General features: G+C 72.4%; 13 protein-coding genes. 8 read left to right on the top strand and 5 right to left on the bottom strand.

Features of this window, described 5'->3' with window-relative positions; translation table 11 throughout:
* The first annotated feature begins 135 nt into the window (after positions 1-135).
* The 7 genes from leuA (at position 136) to NFU81_RS11395 (ending at position 8,779) form a co-directional block, all read left to right on the top strand.
* Positions 136-1,899, top strand: coding sequence for a 2-isopropylmalate synthase (gene leuA, locus NFU81_RS11425; protein WP_251488353.1), 1,764 nt, complete (start codon positions 136-138; stop codon positions 1,897-1,899).
* Between the two features lie 191 nt (positions 1,900-2,090).
* Positions 2,091-2,798, top strand: coding sequence for a TerB family tellurite resistance protein (locus NFU81_RS11420; protein ID WP_251488351.1), 708 nt, complete (start codon positions 2,091-2,093; stop codon positions 2,796-2,798).
* A 169-nt stretch (positions 2,799-2,967) separates the two neighbouring features.
* Positions 2,968-5,085: an MMPL family transporter gene (locus NFU81_RS11415; RefSeq protein WP_251488347.1), complete on the top strand. Its 2,118-nt coding sequence runs from the start codon at positions 2,968-2,970 to the stop codon at positions 5,083-5,085.
* Positions 5,086-5,170: 85 nt separating this feature from the next.
* Positions 5,171-6,463, top strand: a complete 1,293-nt coding sequence (locus NFU81_RS11410) for a sensor histidine kinase (RefSeq protein ID WP_422665177.1) — start codon at positions 5,171-5,173, stop codon at positions 6,461-6,463.
* Positions 6,460-7,155, top strand: coding sequence for a response regulator (locus NFU81_RS11405; protein WP_251488342.1), 696 nt, complete (start codon positions 6,460-6,462; stop codon positions 7,153-7,155). Before NFU81_RS11410 ends, NFU81_RS11405 begins: the two co-directional genes overlap by 4 nt.
* A gap of 48 nt (positions 7,156-7,203) precedes the next feature.
* Positions 7,204-7,950, top strand: a complete 747-nt coding sequence (gene recO, locus NFU81_RS11400) for a DNA repair protein RecO (protein WP_251488339.1) — start codon at positions 7,204-7,206, stop codon at positions 7,948-7,950.
* 13 nt (positions 7,951-7,963) lie between these two features.
* A complete protein-coding gene (locus NFU81_RS11395) occupies positions 7,964-8,779 on the top strand; it encodes an isoprenyl transferase (RefSeq protein WP_251488337.1) in 816 nt (271 codons plus the stop codon).
* A 483-nt stretch (positions 8,780-9,262) separates the two neighbouring features.
* Here the strand turns inward: NFU81_RS11395 and NFU81_RS11390 are convergent, their stop codons facing one another.
* From NFU81_RS11390 to NFU81_RS11375, 4 genes are read right to left on the bottom strand one after another with little or no spacing between them, the layout of a single operon-like run.
* Positions 9,263-9,697, bottom strand: a complete 435-nt coding sequence (locus tag NFU81_RS11390; RefSeq protein WP_251489028.1) for a Fur family transcriptional regulator — start codon at positions 9,695-9,697, stop codon at positions 9,263-9,265.
* A gap of 19 nt (positions 9,698-9,716) precedes the next feature.
* A complete protein-coding gene (locus NFU81_RS11385; RefSeq protein WP_251488334.1) occupies positions 9,717-10,565 on the bottom strand; it encodes a metal ABC transporter permease in 849 nt (282 codons plus the stop codon).
* Positions 10,553-11,311: a metal ABC transporter ATP-binding protein gene (locus NFU81_RS11380; protein WP_251488331.1), complete on the bottom strand. Its 759-nt coding sequence runs from the start codon at positions 11,309-11,311 to the stop codon at positions 10,553-10,555. Before NFU81_RS11380 ends, NFU81_RS11385 begins: the two co-directional genes overlap by 13 nt.
* The gene (locus NFU81_RS11375; protein WP_251488328.1) at positions 11,308-12,291 is read right to left on the bottom strand and encodes a metal ABC transporter substrate-binding protein; all 984 of its coding nucleotides are present in this window, start codon (positions 12,289-12,291) and stop codon (positions 11,308-11,310) included. Before NFU81_RS11375 ends, NFU81_RS11380 begins: the two co-directional genes overlap by 4 nt.
* Before the next feature lie 162 nt (positions 12,292-12,453).
* Between NFU81_RS11375 and NFU81_RS11370 the strand changes: the two genes are divergently transcribed.
* On the top strand, positions 12,454-13,836 hold the full coding sequence (locus NFU81_RS11370) for a glycine--tRNA ligase (protein WP_251488325.1): 1,383 nt from the start codon (positions 12,454-12,456) through the stop codon (positions 13,834-13,836).
* On the opposite strand, the gene NFU81_RS11365 is transcribed toward NFU81_RS11370, so the two are convergent.
* The gene (locus tag NFU81_RS11365) at positions 13,806-14,231 is read right to left on the bottom strand and encodes a hypothetical protein (RefSeq protein WP_251488322.1); all 426 of its coding nucleotides are present in this window, start codon (positions 14,229-14,231) and stop codon (positions 13,806-13,808) included. The genes NFU81_RS11370 and NFU81_RS11365 overlap by 31 nt on opposite strands.
* Between the last annotated feature and the right edge of the window lie 313 nt (positions 14,232-14,544).

The following is a 14,544-nucleotide window of genomic DNA, read 5'->3' as shown; positions in this document are numbered from 1 at the left end:
CATGCGTTTCGGGCTGCTTCTCCTTAGCTGCCGCGGCGAGGGCCTGTAGTCGTAGGCCGACCCCCTCCCCGCGGAGTTCGGCGTTTCCAGCCGTCGGCCGTTCCCCGAACGGACTCCCGAGGAGCCAGAGCCCCCATGACCAGCCCCAACAGCGTCGGCCGTGCCACGCCCATCACCGCCGCGACCGTCACCCAGCGCGCCACCGCGATGCCGATCCACAAGTACGGCCGGTACGAGCAGGTGGACCTGGCCGACCGCACGTGGCCGGACGCGCGGGTCACGAAGGCGCCGCGCTGGCTGTCCACCGACCTGCGGGACGGCAACCAGGCGCTGATCGACCCCATGTCGCCGGCCCGCAAGCGGGAGATGTTCGACCTGCTGGTGCGGATGGGCTACAAGGAGATCGAGGTCGGCTTCCCGGCCTCCGGCCAGACCGACTTCGACTTCGTACGCTCCATCATCGAGCAGGGCGCGATCCCGCAGGACGTGACGATCTCCGTCCTGACCCAGGCCCGCGAGGAGCTGATCGAGCGCACCGTCGAGGCGCTGCGCGGCGCCCCCAGGGCCACGGTGCACCTCTACAACGCCACCGCCCCGGTCTTCCGCCGGGTGGTCTTCCGCGGCACCCGCGACCAGGTCCGGCAGATCGCGGTGGACGGCACCCGGCTGGTGATGGAGTACGCCGACAAGCTGCTGGGCGAGGACACCGTCTTCGGCTACCAGTACAGCCCGGAGATCTTCACCGACACCGAGCTGGACTTCGCACTGGAGGTCTGCGAGAGCGTGATGGACGTCTGGCAGCCCGAGGAGGGCCGCGAGATCATCCTCAACCTGCCCGCGACCGTCGAGCGCTCCACCCCGTCCACGCACGCCGACCGCTTCGAGTGGATGTCGCGCAACCTGTCGCGGCGCGAGTACGTGTGCCTGTCGGTCCACCCGCACAACGACCGCGGCACCGCGGTGGCCGCCGCCGAGCTGGCGCTGATGGCCGGCGCCGACCGGATCGAGGGCTGCCTGTTCGGGCAGGGCGAGCGCACCGGCAACGTGGACCTGGTCACGCTGGGAATGAACCTGTTCAGCCAGGGCGTCGACCCGCAGATCGACTTCTCGCAGATCGACGAGATCCGCCGCACCGCCGAGTACTGCAACCAGATGGAGGTCCACCCGCGCCACCCCTACGCGGGCGACCTGGTCTACACCTCCTTCTCCGGCTCCCACCAGGACGCCATCAAGAAGGGCTTCGAGGCGATGGAGGCCACCGCCGCCGCTGCCGGGAAGACCGTGGACGACATCGAGTGGGCGGTGCCGTACCTGCCCATCGACCCCAAGGACGTCGGCCGCTCCTACGAGGCGGTGATCCGGGTCAACTCGCAGTCCGGCAAGGGCGGCGTCGCCTACGTGCTGAAGAACGGGCACAAGCTGGACCTGCCGCGCCGGATGCAGATCGAGTTCTCGAAGATCATCCAGACCAAGACCGACGCCGAGGGCGGCGAGGTCACCCCGGGCCAGATCTGGTCGGTCTTCCAGGACGAGTACCTGCCCACCCCCGACAACCCGTGGGGCCGGATCGCGCTGCGTTCCGCGCAGGCGTCAACGTCGAGCGACGGCACGGACGCCCTGACGGTGGAAGCCGTCGTCGACGGTGCCCCGACGGTGCTGAGCGGCAACGGCAACGGCCCGATCTCGGCCTTCTTCGACGCGCTGGCGAAGGCCGGCGTGGACGCCAGGCTGCTGGACTACAGCGAGCACACCATGAGCGAGGGCGCGTCCTCGCAGGCCGCCTCGTACATCGAGTGCGCCATCGGCGGCCGGGTCCTGTGGGGCATCGGCATCGACGCCAACACCACCCGCGCCGCCCTGCAGGCGGTCGTCTCGGCGGTCAACCGCGCCGACCGCTGAGCGGTCAAAACGGTACGAAGTACCCCACGCGTACGGGGGTGGTGATGAATTGCCCCCGTACGCGGTACTGACTGGGCCTCGCTGATGTGGCTAACATCACGGCGTACGGCACCGTTGCCGGGGCGTCTTCGCGCGCGTACGGGCCGATGCGGGTACGTACCGGGACGAAGACGGCCGGAGGGTGCAGCGTGATGAAGCTGGGGCTGAGGATCTGGGGTGTGCGGACGTCCTGGCACACCGAGGACGACGGTGAGTTCTTCTGTCCCGACTGCGGCGGTGACCGCAGCTACCACCGCAGAACCGGTACCCGCAGACTCACCGTGCTCAACGTCCCGCTGCTCAACCGCGGCACCGCGGGCTCGGTCATCGAATGCGCCGCCTGCCACGGCCAGTACGACTCGCAGGTGCTGCTCTGCCCCACCACCACCCGCTTCTCCGCGATGCTGCGGGACGCCGTCCACACCATCGCGCTCGCCGTGCTGACCGCGGGCGGCTCCACCGGGCGGCCCGCCCGCGAGGCGGCCGTCGGCGCGGTGCGCTCGGCCGGATTCAGCGACTGCACCGAGGACCAGCTGCTCGGCCTGCTCGCCGCGATCGTCGCCGACGAGGGCCGCTACACCGCCTCCCAGGAGCTGGGCCACCACTCCTTCGCGGACTGCGTGGACGGCTGCGGCAGCTGGCTGTCGATCGAGCTGCACGAGGCGCTGGAACCGCTCGCCGACCACCTCGCCCAGCAGGGCCGCGAGCGCGTGCTGCTGCAGGGCGCCCACATCGCGCTCGCCGACGGCCCCTACCTGCCCGCCGAGCGCGAGGTCCTCGAAGCGGTCGGCCGCTGCCTGTCGCTGCACACCGACGACATCGACCGGCTGCTCGCGGACGCCGCGACCGCCGCGAGCTGACCTGGCGGCCGCGCCGCCGGCACTCCGAACGGATACTCCGGGGGGAGTAGCAGGGGGCCGCGGCAGTCCCACGGAGTAGGGCACGGTTCGGCCGTGAGCCCGACGATTCGCGCTTCCCGCCCCGGGACGCTGGTGGTGTGACATCAGCGAACCCCGAGGGGAGACCCCGATGAGGGCCACCGGCACCACCACGAGCACAGGTGCGAGCGCGGGCGCGCGCACCGTACGGAGCAGGCTGCCCTGGGCGGTGATCGGCCTGTGGATCGTGGTGCTCGCCGTGTCCGCGGTCTTCGCGGGCAAGCTCAACGGCGCCAAGCACGACGACGCCGTCGACTACCTGCCGGCCAGCGCGCAGTCCACCCAGGTCGCCAAGATCCAGAAGGAGATGTCCGGCGGCAGCTCCACCGACCTGGTGCTGGTCTACGACCGGGCCGGCGGCCTGACCGCCGCCGACCGCGCCGCAGCCGACCGGCAGACCGCGGCGCTGGAGAAGGCCTACCCGCTGGCCGGCGCCAGGCCCGCCGCGGTCGCCTCCAAGGACGGCCGCACGCTGATCGTGCCGGTCTCCGTCGCCGAGAGCGCGGGCAAGCCCGAGGACGTCGTCAAGGCCGTCCGGGACCGGCTCGCCACCGACCGCCCCGCCGGGCTGACGATCGACGTCGGCGGCCCCGGCGCGGCACAGGGCGACGCCAAGGAGGTCTTCGCCAGCATCGACGGCACCCTGCTGCTGTCCACCGCGGGCATCGTCGCCCTGCTGCTGATCCTCACCTACCGCAGCCCCTTCCTGTGGCTGGTGCCGCTCGCCGTCGTCGGCGTCGCGGCGGGCACCGCGATGGCCCTGGTCTACGGCATGGTGCAGGCCTTCGGGCTCACCGTCTCCGACATGAGCTCGTCGGTGATGACCGTGCTGATCTTCGGCGCGGGCACGGACTACGCGCTGCTGCTCATCTCCCGCTACCGCGACGAGTTGCGCCGGGTCCCCGAGCCCTACGAGGCGATGCGGGCCGCCCTGCGCGGCGTCGGCCCCGCCGTACTCACCTCCGCCGCCACCGTCGTCGCCGGGCTGCTCTGCCTGCTGGCCGCGGACCTCAACAGCAGCCGGGGCCTCGGCCCGGTCGGCGCCGTCGGCATCGTCTGCGCGCTCGCCGCCATGACGACGCTGCTGCCCGCCGTGCTGGTGCTGCTCGGCCGCCGGGTCTTCTGGCCGCTGGTGCCCGCCTACGGCAGCCCGTCCCGCGCGGGCCGCGGCGTCTACCGCAGGATCGGCACGTTCGTGGTGGGCCGGCCGGTCGCGGTGCTCGCCGCCTCCGCCGTCGCCGTCGGCGCGCTCGCCCTGGGGATCGGCAACCTGCCCGGCGCCCTGCACCAGGACGACACCTTCACCAGTACGCCCGAGTCGGTCGCCGCCGACCACATCCTGCACCGCGCCTTCCCCGAGCGCAGCACCCAGGCGATCACCGTCGTCGTGCCCACCGACCGCGCGGCCGCGGCGAAGGCCGCGGTCAGCGGCACCGCGGGGGTGGCCGGCGCCGAGACCGGGCGGTCCGGTGGCGGCTGGACCGAGATCTCCGCCTACCCGGCCGCGGCGCCCGACACCACGGGGGAGAAGGACACGATCGAGCGGCTGCGGGTCACCACCACCCCTGACCACGGCCTGGTCGGCGGAGCCAGCGCCCAGCGGATCGACACCGCGAGCACCTCCTCGCGGGACAGCCGCCTGGTCATCCCGCTGGTGCTCGCCGCCGTCTTCCTGCTGCTCGCCGCGCTGCTGCGCAGCCTGGTCGCCCCCCTGCTGCTGACCGCCGCGATGGTCCTCGTCTGGGCCGCCGCGCTCGGCATAGGAGGGCTCATCTTCGGGCCGATCCTGGGCTTCCACGGCATCGACCCCGGGCTGCCGCTGCTCAGCTTCGTCTTCCTGGTCGCCCTGGGCGTCGACTACGGCATCTTCCTGATGCACCGCATGCGGGAGGAGACCCGCGGCGGCGCCGGCCCGAAGCGTTCGACGATGGTCGCCCTGGAGTCCACCGGCGGCGTGATCGCCTCCGCCGGCATCGTCCTGGCGGCGACCTTCACGGTCCTGGCGTCCCTGCCGCTGGTGATGATGGTCGAGATGGGGCTCGTCATCGCCCTGGGCGTCCTCCTGGACACCTTCGTCGTCCGCACCTTCCTCGTCCCCGCGGCCACGACGTTGCTGGGCGACCGCGTCTGGTACCCGGGCCGCCCCGGCCCTGCGGCCCCGACTCCGCACGAGGGCGCTCCCGCCCCCGCACCGGTGGGCGCCCCATAGCGGCGCGGGCGCGCGGGGGCGACCCCGCGCGCCCGCGTAAGGCAACGCCTCACGCGGAGGCACCCCTGTCCCGGAAGATGGAGCCGTGCGCAGACGACCACCGCCCGGCCGCGCAGCGGCCGAGACCGAGACCCCGCGGGTCACGTACAAGGACGTGGCCCTGGCCGCAGCGGTCTTCGCGGTCCAGGCCACCCTGGCCCTGACACTGCCGGAGGCGGCACGGAGCCACCGACCCGACGCCGTCGGATGGATCTGGCTGGCGTCCAGCGCCGCCGTGCTGACCTGGCGCCGTCGCGCCCCCATGTGGTGCCTGCTGGCGATGATCGCGGTCGTGGCGCCGTACCACTACCTGGAGAACATCCAGGACGCCCCGGTGCCGTCCAGCATGGTCGCGCTGTACTCCGTGGCCGTCGCGGGGCCGCCGATCAGGACCTTCCTGGTGGTGCCGACCCTGGTGGGCGCGATGGCCGCCGTGATGTCGGCCATCGGCAAGCCCACCTCCGGCGCCCCGATACTCCAGGGCGCCGGCTGGGTCGTGGCGGTCGCGGTGGCCGGCGAGCTCGTACGGATGCACCGCAACTACATCGCCGCGATCATGGAGCGCGCCGAGCGGGCCGAGCGGACCCGGGAGGAGGAGGCGGCGCGGCGGGTCGCGGAGGAGCGGCTGCGGATCGCCCGCGACCTGCACGACCTGCTGGCGCACAGCATCACGCTGATCGGGGTGCAGACCTCGGTGGCCGCGCACATCCTGCTCGCCGACCCCGAGCGGCTCGACCGGACCGCGGTGGCCGGCGCGCTGGACAACATCGCGGAGACCTGCCGGGAGGCGCGCTCCGAGCTGCGCACCACCCTGCGGGTGCTGCGGGCCGACAGCGACGGGCCGCTGCCCGACCTTGCGGGCATCCCCTCGCTGATCAAGGCGGCGGAGGCGGCGGGCGCCAGGGTCACGCTGTTCCTCTACCCGGGCGACGAGCCGGTGCCGCCCGCGGTGGGGGCGGCGGCGTACCGCATCATCCAGGAGTCGCTGACCAACACGGTGCGGCACGCGGGCGCCCCTGACCCGCGGGTGCAGGTGGCGGTCACGCACCAGGGGACCTCCCTGCACGTGTGCGTCGAGGACGAGGGACCCGACCCGGTCGGGCAGCCCGGCGCGGACAAGCCCGAGGGCTTCGGGATCGTCGGGATGCGGGAGCGGGCCAGGAGCGTCGGCGGTACGGTCACCGCCGGCCCCCGGGACGACGGCACGGCGGGTTTCGCGGTGACCGCCGTCCTGCCCTTCGCCGCGGAGGGGACGGAACCCGCGACCGAGCCCGCGACCGCCGTGCACCTGCCCGTGCACCCCGCGCTCCGCGCCGAACCCGAGGGAGACCCCGCATGACCACGCCCGAGCCGATCCGGGTGCTGCTCGCCGACGACCAGACGCTCGTCCGCGCCGCCTTCGCGATGCTGGTCGAGTCCGCCCGCGACATGGAGGTGGTCGGCCAGGCGGGCAACGGCCTGGAGGCGGTCGAGGGAGCCCGGGCCGCCCGGGCCGACGTCGTCGTGATGGACATCCGCATGCCGGAGATGGACGGCATCGAGGCCACCCGGCGGATCGCCGCGGACGACGACCTCGCCGGGGTGCGCATCCTGGTGCTGACCACCTATGACGACGACGAGCACGTGGTGGCGGCGCTGCGCGCGGGCGCGTCCGGCTTCCTGGTCAAGGACACCAGGCCCGCGGAGCTGCTCGACGCGATCCGTACGGTGGCGGCCGGCGACTCGCTGCTGTCGCCGGGGCCGACCGCCCGGCTGATCGCCCGGGTGCTGCGGCTGCCCGACCGCCCGCCGGTCAGCGCGGCCCCCGCCACCGGCCGGCTCAGCTGCCTGTCGGAGCGCGAACGCGAGGTGCTGACACTCGTCGCCCGCGGGCTGAACAACACCGAGGCCGGCGAGGCGCTCGGCCTGAGCCCGCTCACCGCCAAGACCCATGTCAGCCGGATCATGGGCAAGCTCGGCGCCCGCGACCGCGCCCAACTGGTCATCGCCGCCTACGAGTCGGGGCTGGTGGCACCCGGCACCGAGCAGTGAGGCAGGACCGGGGCCGCGGGGCTTCCCGCGTAGGCGAGAATGGGCCGTATGAGTCTGTTCCGCGACGACGGCATCGTGCTGCGCACCCAGAAGCTGGGTGAGGCGGACCGGATCATCACCCTGCTCACCCGGCGGCACGGCCGGGTCCGCGCGGTGGCCAGGGGGGTGCGGCGGACGAAGTCGAAGTTCGGCGCCCGTCTGGAGCCCTTCACCCATGTCGACGTGCAGTTCTTCGTCCGCGGCGGCGAGCTGGTCGGCCGCGGGCTGCCGCTGTGCACGCAGAGCGAGACGATCGCGCCCTACGGCAGCGCGATCGTCGCCGACTACGAGTGCTACACCGCGGGCACCGCGATGCTGGAGACCGCCGAGCGCTTCACCGACCACGAGGGCGAGCCCTCGGTGCAGCAGTATCTGCTGCTGGTCGGCGCCCTGCGGACGCTGGCCGCGGGCGACCACGACCCGCGGCTGGTCCTGGACGCCTTCCTGCTGCGCTCGCTGGCCGTCAACGGCTACGCGCCCAGCTTCGACGACTGCGCGAAGTGCGGGATGACCGGGCCGAACCGGTTCTTCTCGGTCGGTGCGGGAGGAGTCGTATGCGGCGAGTGCCGCGTGCCGGGAAGCGTCGTACCCTCACGGGAGGCACTGGAACTCCTCGGGGCGCTGCTCGGCGGCGACTGGGAGACCGCCGACGCCTGCGAGCCGCGGCACAGCCGGGAGGGCAGCGGGCTGGTGGCGGCCTACCTCCAGTGGCACCTGGAGCGCGGCCTGCGCTCCCTGCGGTTCGTCGAGAAGTAGGAGAAGTACGACCATGGCACGTCGCGGGATTCTGGGCCGGAACCGGACCTCGTACCGCACGCCCGACCCGCATCCCTCCGGCGCCCGGCCGCCCAAGCTGCCCGCGGAGCTGGTGCCCAAGCACGTCGCCGTGATCATGGACGGCAACGGCCGCTGGGCCAAGGAGCGCGGGCTCCCGCGCACCGAGGGTCACAAGGTCGGCGAGGGCGTCGTCCTCGACGTCCTCAAGGGTTGCCTGGAGATCGGCGTCAAGAACCTCTCGCTGTACGCCTTCTCCACCGAGAACTGGAAGCGCTCGCCCGAAGAGGTGCGCTTCCTGATGAACTTCAACCGGGACGTCATCCGCCGTCGCCGGGACGAGATGGACGAGCTGGGCATCCGCATCCGGTGGGTCGGGCGCATGCCGAAGATGTGGAAGTCGGTGGTCCAGGAGCTCCAGGTGGCCCAGGAGCAGACCGTCGACAACGACGCCATGACCTTGTATTTCTGCGTGAACTACGGGGGCCGGGCGGAGATCGCGGACGCCGCGCAGGCGATGGCGCGGGACGTCGCCGAAGGGCGCCTGGACCCGTCGAAGGTCAACGAGAAGACCTTCGCGAAGTACCTCTACTACCCGGACATGCCGGACGTCGATCTCTTCCTGCGGCCGAGCGGGGAGCAGCGCACGTCCAACTACCTGCTCTGGCAGAGCAGTTACGCGGAGATGGTCTTCCAGGACGTCCTGTGGCCGGACTTCGACCGGCGTGACCTCTGGCGGGCCTGCCACGAATTCGCCAGCCGCGACCGCCGCTTCGGCGGCGCCCTCCCGAACGAGGGTGCCGCCCTCTAGCCCCCGGGTGCCCCGGGACCGCCGTGCCTCAGCTTCCCTTCCATGGGTGCGGTGCCCATTCCGCCGGGCGCGGCGGTAGTGCGGTTCCCTTGCGCAGGGGGTGCTTTTCAGGGGCGCGGGGAACTGCGCGCTCAGCCCACCACCGGCCGGTGGTCCGGAGCGAAGCGAGATGGGGGCACCCCCAGGCGAAGCTCTGGGGGAGGACCGAACAGCCCCTTCGGGACGGGGACGACCCGCGCGCGGTCGGTGGCTGAGCGCGCAGTTCCGCCCCCAGAGCGTCGCCTGGGGGTACCCCCAGCGCCGCCTGGATGCGGCGGCGGACCGTCGCCACACGACGGCGGGGTGGGGGCTGAGCGTGCAGTTCCGCGCCCAGAGCTCCGTCTGGGGCACCCCCCACGCGCCCCTGGGGGCGTACCCCTGCGGAAGGGGTACCGCACAGGCCCCGCGCCCGGCGGAGGAGTGCCGCCGGCCGAAGCGGCGAGGTCAGCGCTGTGCCGCCGCGCAGTCGGCGCACGTGCCGAAGATCTCCAACGTGTGCGCCACGTCGACGAAGCCGTTGTCGGAGGCGACGGCCTCGGCCCAGCGTTCGACGGCGGGGCCTTCGACCTCGACGGCCTTGCCGCAGGCGCGGCAGACCAGGTGGTGGTGGTGGCCGCCGCCCGAGCAGCGGCGGTAGACGGACTCGCCCTCACCGGTGCGGAGCACGTCGATCTCGCCGGCGTCGGCGAGCGACTGGAGCGTGCGGTAGACGGTCGTCAGGCCGACCGAGTCCCCGCGGTGCTTGAGGATGTCGTGCAGGTCCTGCGCGCTGCGGAATTCGTCGACCTCTTCGAGCGCCGCGGCCACCGCGGCCCGCTGCCGGGTCGCCCGGCCCGCGACGGAGGGGCCGGAAGGCCCGGACGGCACGGAGTGCTTCATCGTGGTCACCGGTGCCTCCTCATGACGGCCTGCGCGCTCTGACGCCCCCATTGTGCCAGCCCGCGGCCCGCAGCCGCCCGGCTGCCGCGGCGAAGATCAGGAACACTCCCATCGAGGCCAGCACGATGCTGGACCCGGGCGGCACGTCGACGTAGTAGGAGAAGACGGTGCCGGACAGGGCGACGGTCACGCCGATGGCCACCGCCACCGCCAGCGTCCAGGCGAAACCGCGGGTGACCTGCTGGGCGGCGGCGACCGGGATCACCATCAGCGCGCTGACCAGCAGCAGCCCGACCGCCCGCATGGCGACGGTCACGGTGACCGCCGCGGTCACCGCGAGCAGCAGGTTGAGCGCCCGCACCGGCAGCCCGCCGACGTGCGCGAACTCCTCGTCCTGGCAGACGGCGAAGAGGTGCCGTCGCAGGCCGAGCACCACCAGCAGCACGAACGCGGCGAGCGCGATCATCGGCGGGATGTCCTGCGGCGAGACCGTGCTGATGGAGCCGAAGAGATACGTCGTGAGGTTGGCGTTGGAGCCGTTCGGCGCCAGGTAGATGATCATCACCCCGCCGGACATGCCGCCGTAGAAGAGCATGGCCAGTGCGATGTCGCCGCGGGCCTTGCCGTAGGAGCGGATCAGCTCCATGCCGATGGCGCCGGCCACCGAGACCGCCACCGCCGTCCAGACCGGGCTGACCTGGAGCAGGAAGCCGAGCGCGACGCCGGTGAGCGCGACGTGGCCGATGCCGTCGCCCATGATCGCCTGCCGGCGCTGGACCAGGAAGGTGCCGACCGCGGGCGCGGTGACGCCCACCAGCAGCGCGGCGAGCAGGGCGCGCTGCATGAAGGCGTAGTTCAGGAGGTCCATCGGTCGAGGTGTCCCTTCACCGGTACGGCCGCCGGGTCGGCGTGCGGGTGGACGTGGTCGGGCTCCAGACCGCCCGGCGGCGGCCCGTCGTGGGCGACGCGGCCGTCCCGCAGCAGCACCGCCCGGTCGATCAGCGGCGCCAGCGGTCCCAGCTCGTGCAGTACGAGCAGCACGGTCACCCCGGCCGCGACCTGGGCGCGTACGGTCTCGGCGAGGACCCGCTGGGCGGCCAGGTCGACGCCCGCCATCGGCTCGTCCATGATCAGCAGGTCCGGCTCGGTGGCCAGCGCGCGGGCGATCAGCACCCGCTGGTGCTGGCCGCCGGACAGCGCGTCGACCGCGTCGGAGGCCCGGTCGGCCATCCCGACCAGGTCGATCGCGCGGGCCACCGCAGCCTTGTCGGCCCTGCGCGGCGGGCGCAGCCCGGTCCTGGCCAGCCGCCCGGCGGCGACCACCTCCCGTACGGTCGCGGGCACCCCGCCGGCCGCGGTGGTGCGCTGCGGTACGTAGCCGATCCTGGCCCACTGCCGGAAGCGGTCGCCGGGGGTGCCGAACAGCTCCCAGGTCCCGGCCGACAGCCGCACCCGGCCGACCACCGCGCGTACGGCGGTGGACTTGCCCGAGCCGTTCGCGCCGAGCAGCGCCACCACCTCGCCGCGGGCCACCGCCAGGTCGACGCCGTGCAGCACCTGCCGGGCGCCCAGCGAGGCCGACGCGCCGCGCAGGGCCGCCACCGTGTCCGTCATCGGCCCGGCACCCCCAGCGCGGTCTGCAGCGCCGCCAGGTTGCTGCGCTGCACGGCGAAGTAGTCGGTGCCCTTCGACTTCGGGGTGATGCCCTCGATCGGGTCGAGCACGTCGGTGCGCAGGTGCAGGTCGCCGGCCACCGTCTTCGCGGTCTTGTCGCTGACCAGCGTCTCGAAGAAGACCGTGGTGACGTGCTCGCGCCCGGCGAGGTCGAGCAGCGCCTTCATCCGGGTGGCGCTCGGCTCGCTCTCCGGGTCGATGCCGTTGATCGCCTCCTCGACCAGGCCGTAGCGCTCGGCGAGGTAGCCGAAGGCGGCGTGGGTGGTGAGGAAGGTGTCGGAGGTGCGGTTCTTCAGCCCGTCGCGGAACGCGGTGTCCAGCGCGCCGAGCTGGGCGACCAGCGTGTCGGTGTTCGCGGCGTACGCGGCCGAGTGCGCCGGGTCGGCCTGGGCGAGGGCCTTGCCGACGCCCTTGGCGACCTCGGCGTAGCGGACCGGGTCGAGCCAGATGTGCGGGTCGGAGCCGGCGTCCTCGTCGCTCTCGCCGCCGCTGCCGTTGTCGGCGGTGGTGTGGTGGCGGCCGTCCACCTCGGTGCCGTGGTCCTCCAGGCGGGTCAGGGCGGCGGCGTCCACCCGGTGCTTGACGCCGGACTGCCCGATGGCGTCGTCCACGGCGGGCTGCAGCCCGTGCAGCGAGATGACCACGTCGGCCTTGCTCAGCGCGGCGATCTGCTTCGGGGCCAGCTCCAGGTCGTGCGGCTCGACGCCGGGCTTGGTCAGGTCGGTGACCTGCACGTACGAGCCGCCGATCCGGTCGGCGAGGAATTCCAGCGGATAGAAGGATGCGGTGACCCGCAGCTTCCCGCCCTCCTTGCCGTCGTCCGCGGCGCCGGCCGAGCCGGAGCAGGCGGCGAGCGCCGGGAGGGCGAGAGCAGCGAAGGCAAGGGCAACGGCCGGTATCGCCCGGCGACTGTTGTTCATGACAGTCATTTTCAACAAAGATGGAAACGATTGTCAATTGCGTCGCTGCGGCCCGTCCGGGACGCGCCCGTCCTTGCCTCCGGCCGAACGGATTTGATATGCGCCCCGCCCCCGCCGGTAATCTGGGGCAACTGACCCCTTCGTCGTACTGAAGAGAGCACCGTGGCCGCCGACAAGATCGACACCATCGTCAGCCTGAGCAAGCGCCGTGGCTTCGTTTTCCCGAGCAGTGAGATCTACGGCGGCTCCAAGGCCGCCTGGGACTACGGGCCGCTGGGCGTCGAGCTGAAGGAGAACATCAAGCGCCAGTGGTGGCGTGCGATGGTGACCTCCCGTGAGGACGTGGTGGGCCTCGACTCGTCGGTGATCCTCGCCCCCGAGGTGTGGGTCGCCTCGGGTCACGTCGCCACGTTCTCCGACCCGCTCACCGAGTGCACCTCCTGCCACAAGCGCTTCCGCGCCGACCACCTGGAGGAGGCGTACGAGGCCAAGCACGGCCGGCTGCCCGCCAACGGGCTGGCCGACATCAACTGCCCGCACTGCGGCACCAAGGGCGCCTTCACCGAGCCCAAGCAGTTCTCCGGCATGCTGCAGACCCACCTCGGCCCGACCCAGGACGCCGGCTCCGTGGCGTACCTGCGGCCCGAGACCGCGCAGGGCATCTTCGTGAACTTCGGCCAGGTGCAGACCACCTCGCGCAAGAAGCCGCCGTTCGGCATCGCCCAGATGGGCAAGTCGTTCCGCAACGAGATCACGCCGGGCAACTTCATCTTCCGCACCCGCGAGTTCGAGCAGATGGAGATGGAGTTCTTCGTCAAGCCCGGCGAGGACGAGAAGTGGCACGAGTACTGGATGCAGGAGCGCTGGAACTGGTACACGGGCCTCGGCCTGCGCGAGGAGAACATGCGCTGGTACGAGCACGCCAAGGAGAAGCTGTCGCACTACTCGAAGCGCACCACTGACATCGAGTACCGCTTCAACTTCGGCGGCCAGGAGTTCAGCGAGCTGGAGGGCGTCGCCAACCGCACGGACTTCGACCTCGGCGCGCACTCCAAGGCCTCGGGGCAGGACCTGTCCTACTTCGACCAGGAGGCCGGCGAGCGCTGGTTCCCGTACGTGATCGAGCCGGCGGCGGGCGTCAACCGCGCCATGCTGGCGTTCATGCTCGACGCGTACAACGAGGACGAGGCGCCCAACGCCAAGGGCGTCATGGAGAAGCGGACCGTCATGCGGCTCGACCCGCGGCTCGCCCCGGTCAAGGTCGCGGTGCTGCCGCTGTCCCGCAACCCCGAGCTGTCGCCGAAGGCCAAGGGCCTGGCCACGGCGCTGCGGGCGCACTGGAACATCGAGTTCGACGACGCCGGTGCCATCGGGCGGCGCTACCGCCGCCAGGACGAGATCGGCACGCCGTTCTGCGTGACGGTCGACTTCGACACGCTCACCGACAACGCGGTGACCGTGCGCGAGCGCGACACGATGAAGCAGGAGCGGGTGTCCCTCGACCAGGTCGAGGGCTACCTGGGCAGCAGGCTGCTGGGCTGCTGAGTTCCCACCGCGGCGGCCGCCGTCAGCGCCAGTACGGCGCAGGCGGCCGCCAGCGGCAGCTCGGCGAGCAGGGCCATGGCCACGGCGGCGAGCAGGCAGGTGCCGTCGGAGGTCGCAAGGTCGAGTGAGGCGTCCAGCAGCAGCGCCGCCGCGGTGGCGGTGGCGACGGGGGTCAGCGCTGCCTTCGCGCGCAGCGCCAGGACGCCGGTGGTGAGCAGGCCCACGGCCTCCAGCGAGTCGAGGGCGACCCAGCCGGGCGCCGCGGCGCCGGCCACCACGGCCAGCCACGGTATGAGCAGGGCGCCGCACACGAGCGGTACGTAAGCGAGGCGCGACCTTGCTTTCGCCTCCGGCGCTGAGCCGATCCTCAGTGACCGCAGCTCGTCCACGGACATCACACCACCACCTCCCGCCTCTTCAACGCTCCTGGCTCCGCCGGTCTTCCGGGGTCCCCCGACCCCAGCCTTTTCCGGCCGTCCCCGTGACCTCCCCCCGGCGGTGGGCTGGTCGCGCAGCTCCCAGCGCCCCTCAGGGGTTGCCCCTTGCGATGGGCCGGCATCTTCCGGTGCGTCTCGGCTACGCGCGCCCACGCGGCGCCGGCCGCAGATCAGACGCAGCCCCGCGCCCCTGAAAAACGGTCACCCTCTGCGCGGAGGGCAAGCCATCAGGGGCGCTGGGGGTACCCCCGGGCGAAGCTCTGGGGGCGCG

It is taken from the genome of Actinacidiphila cocklensis (genome assembly GCF_907177275.1).
Lineage (GTDB): Bacteria > Actinomycetota > Actinomycetes > Streptomycetales > Streptomycetaceae > Actinacidiphila > Actinacidiphila cocklensis.
Note: the sequence above shows the minus strand (reverse complement) of the source record. Positions and strands in the feature narration are given on the sequence as shown.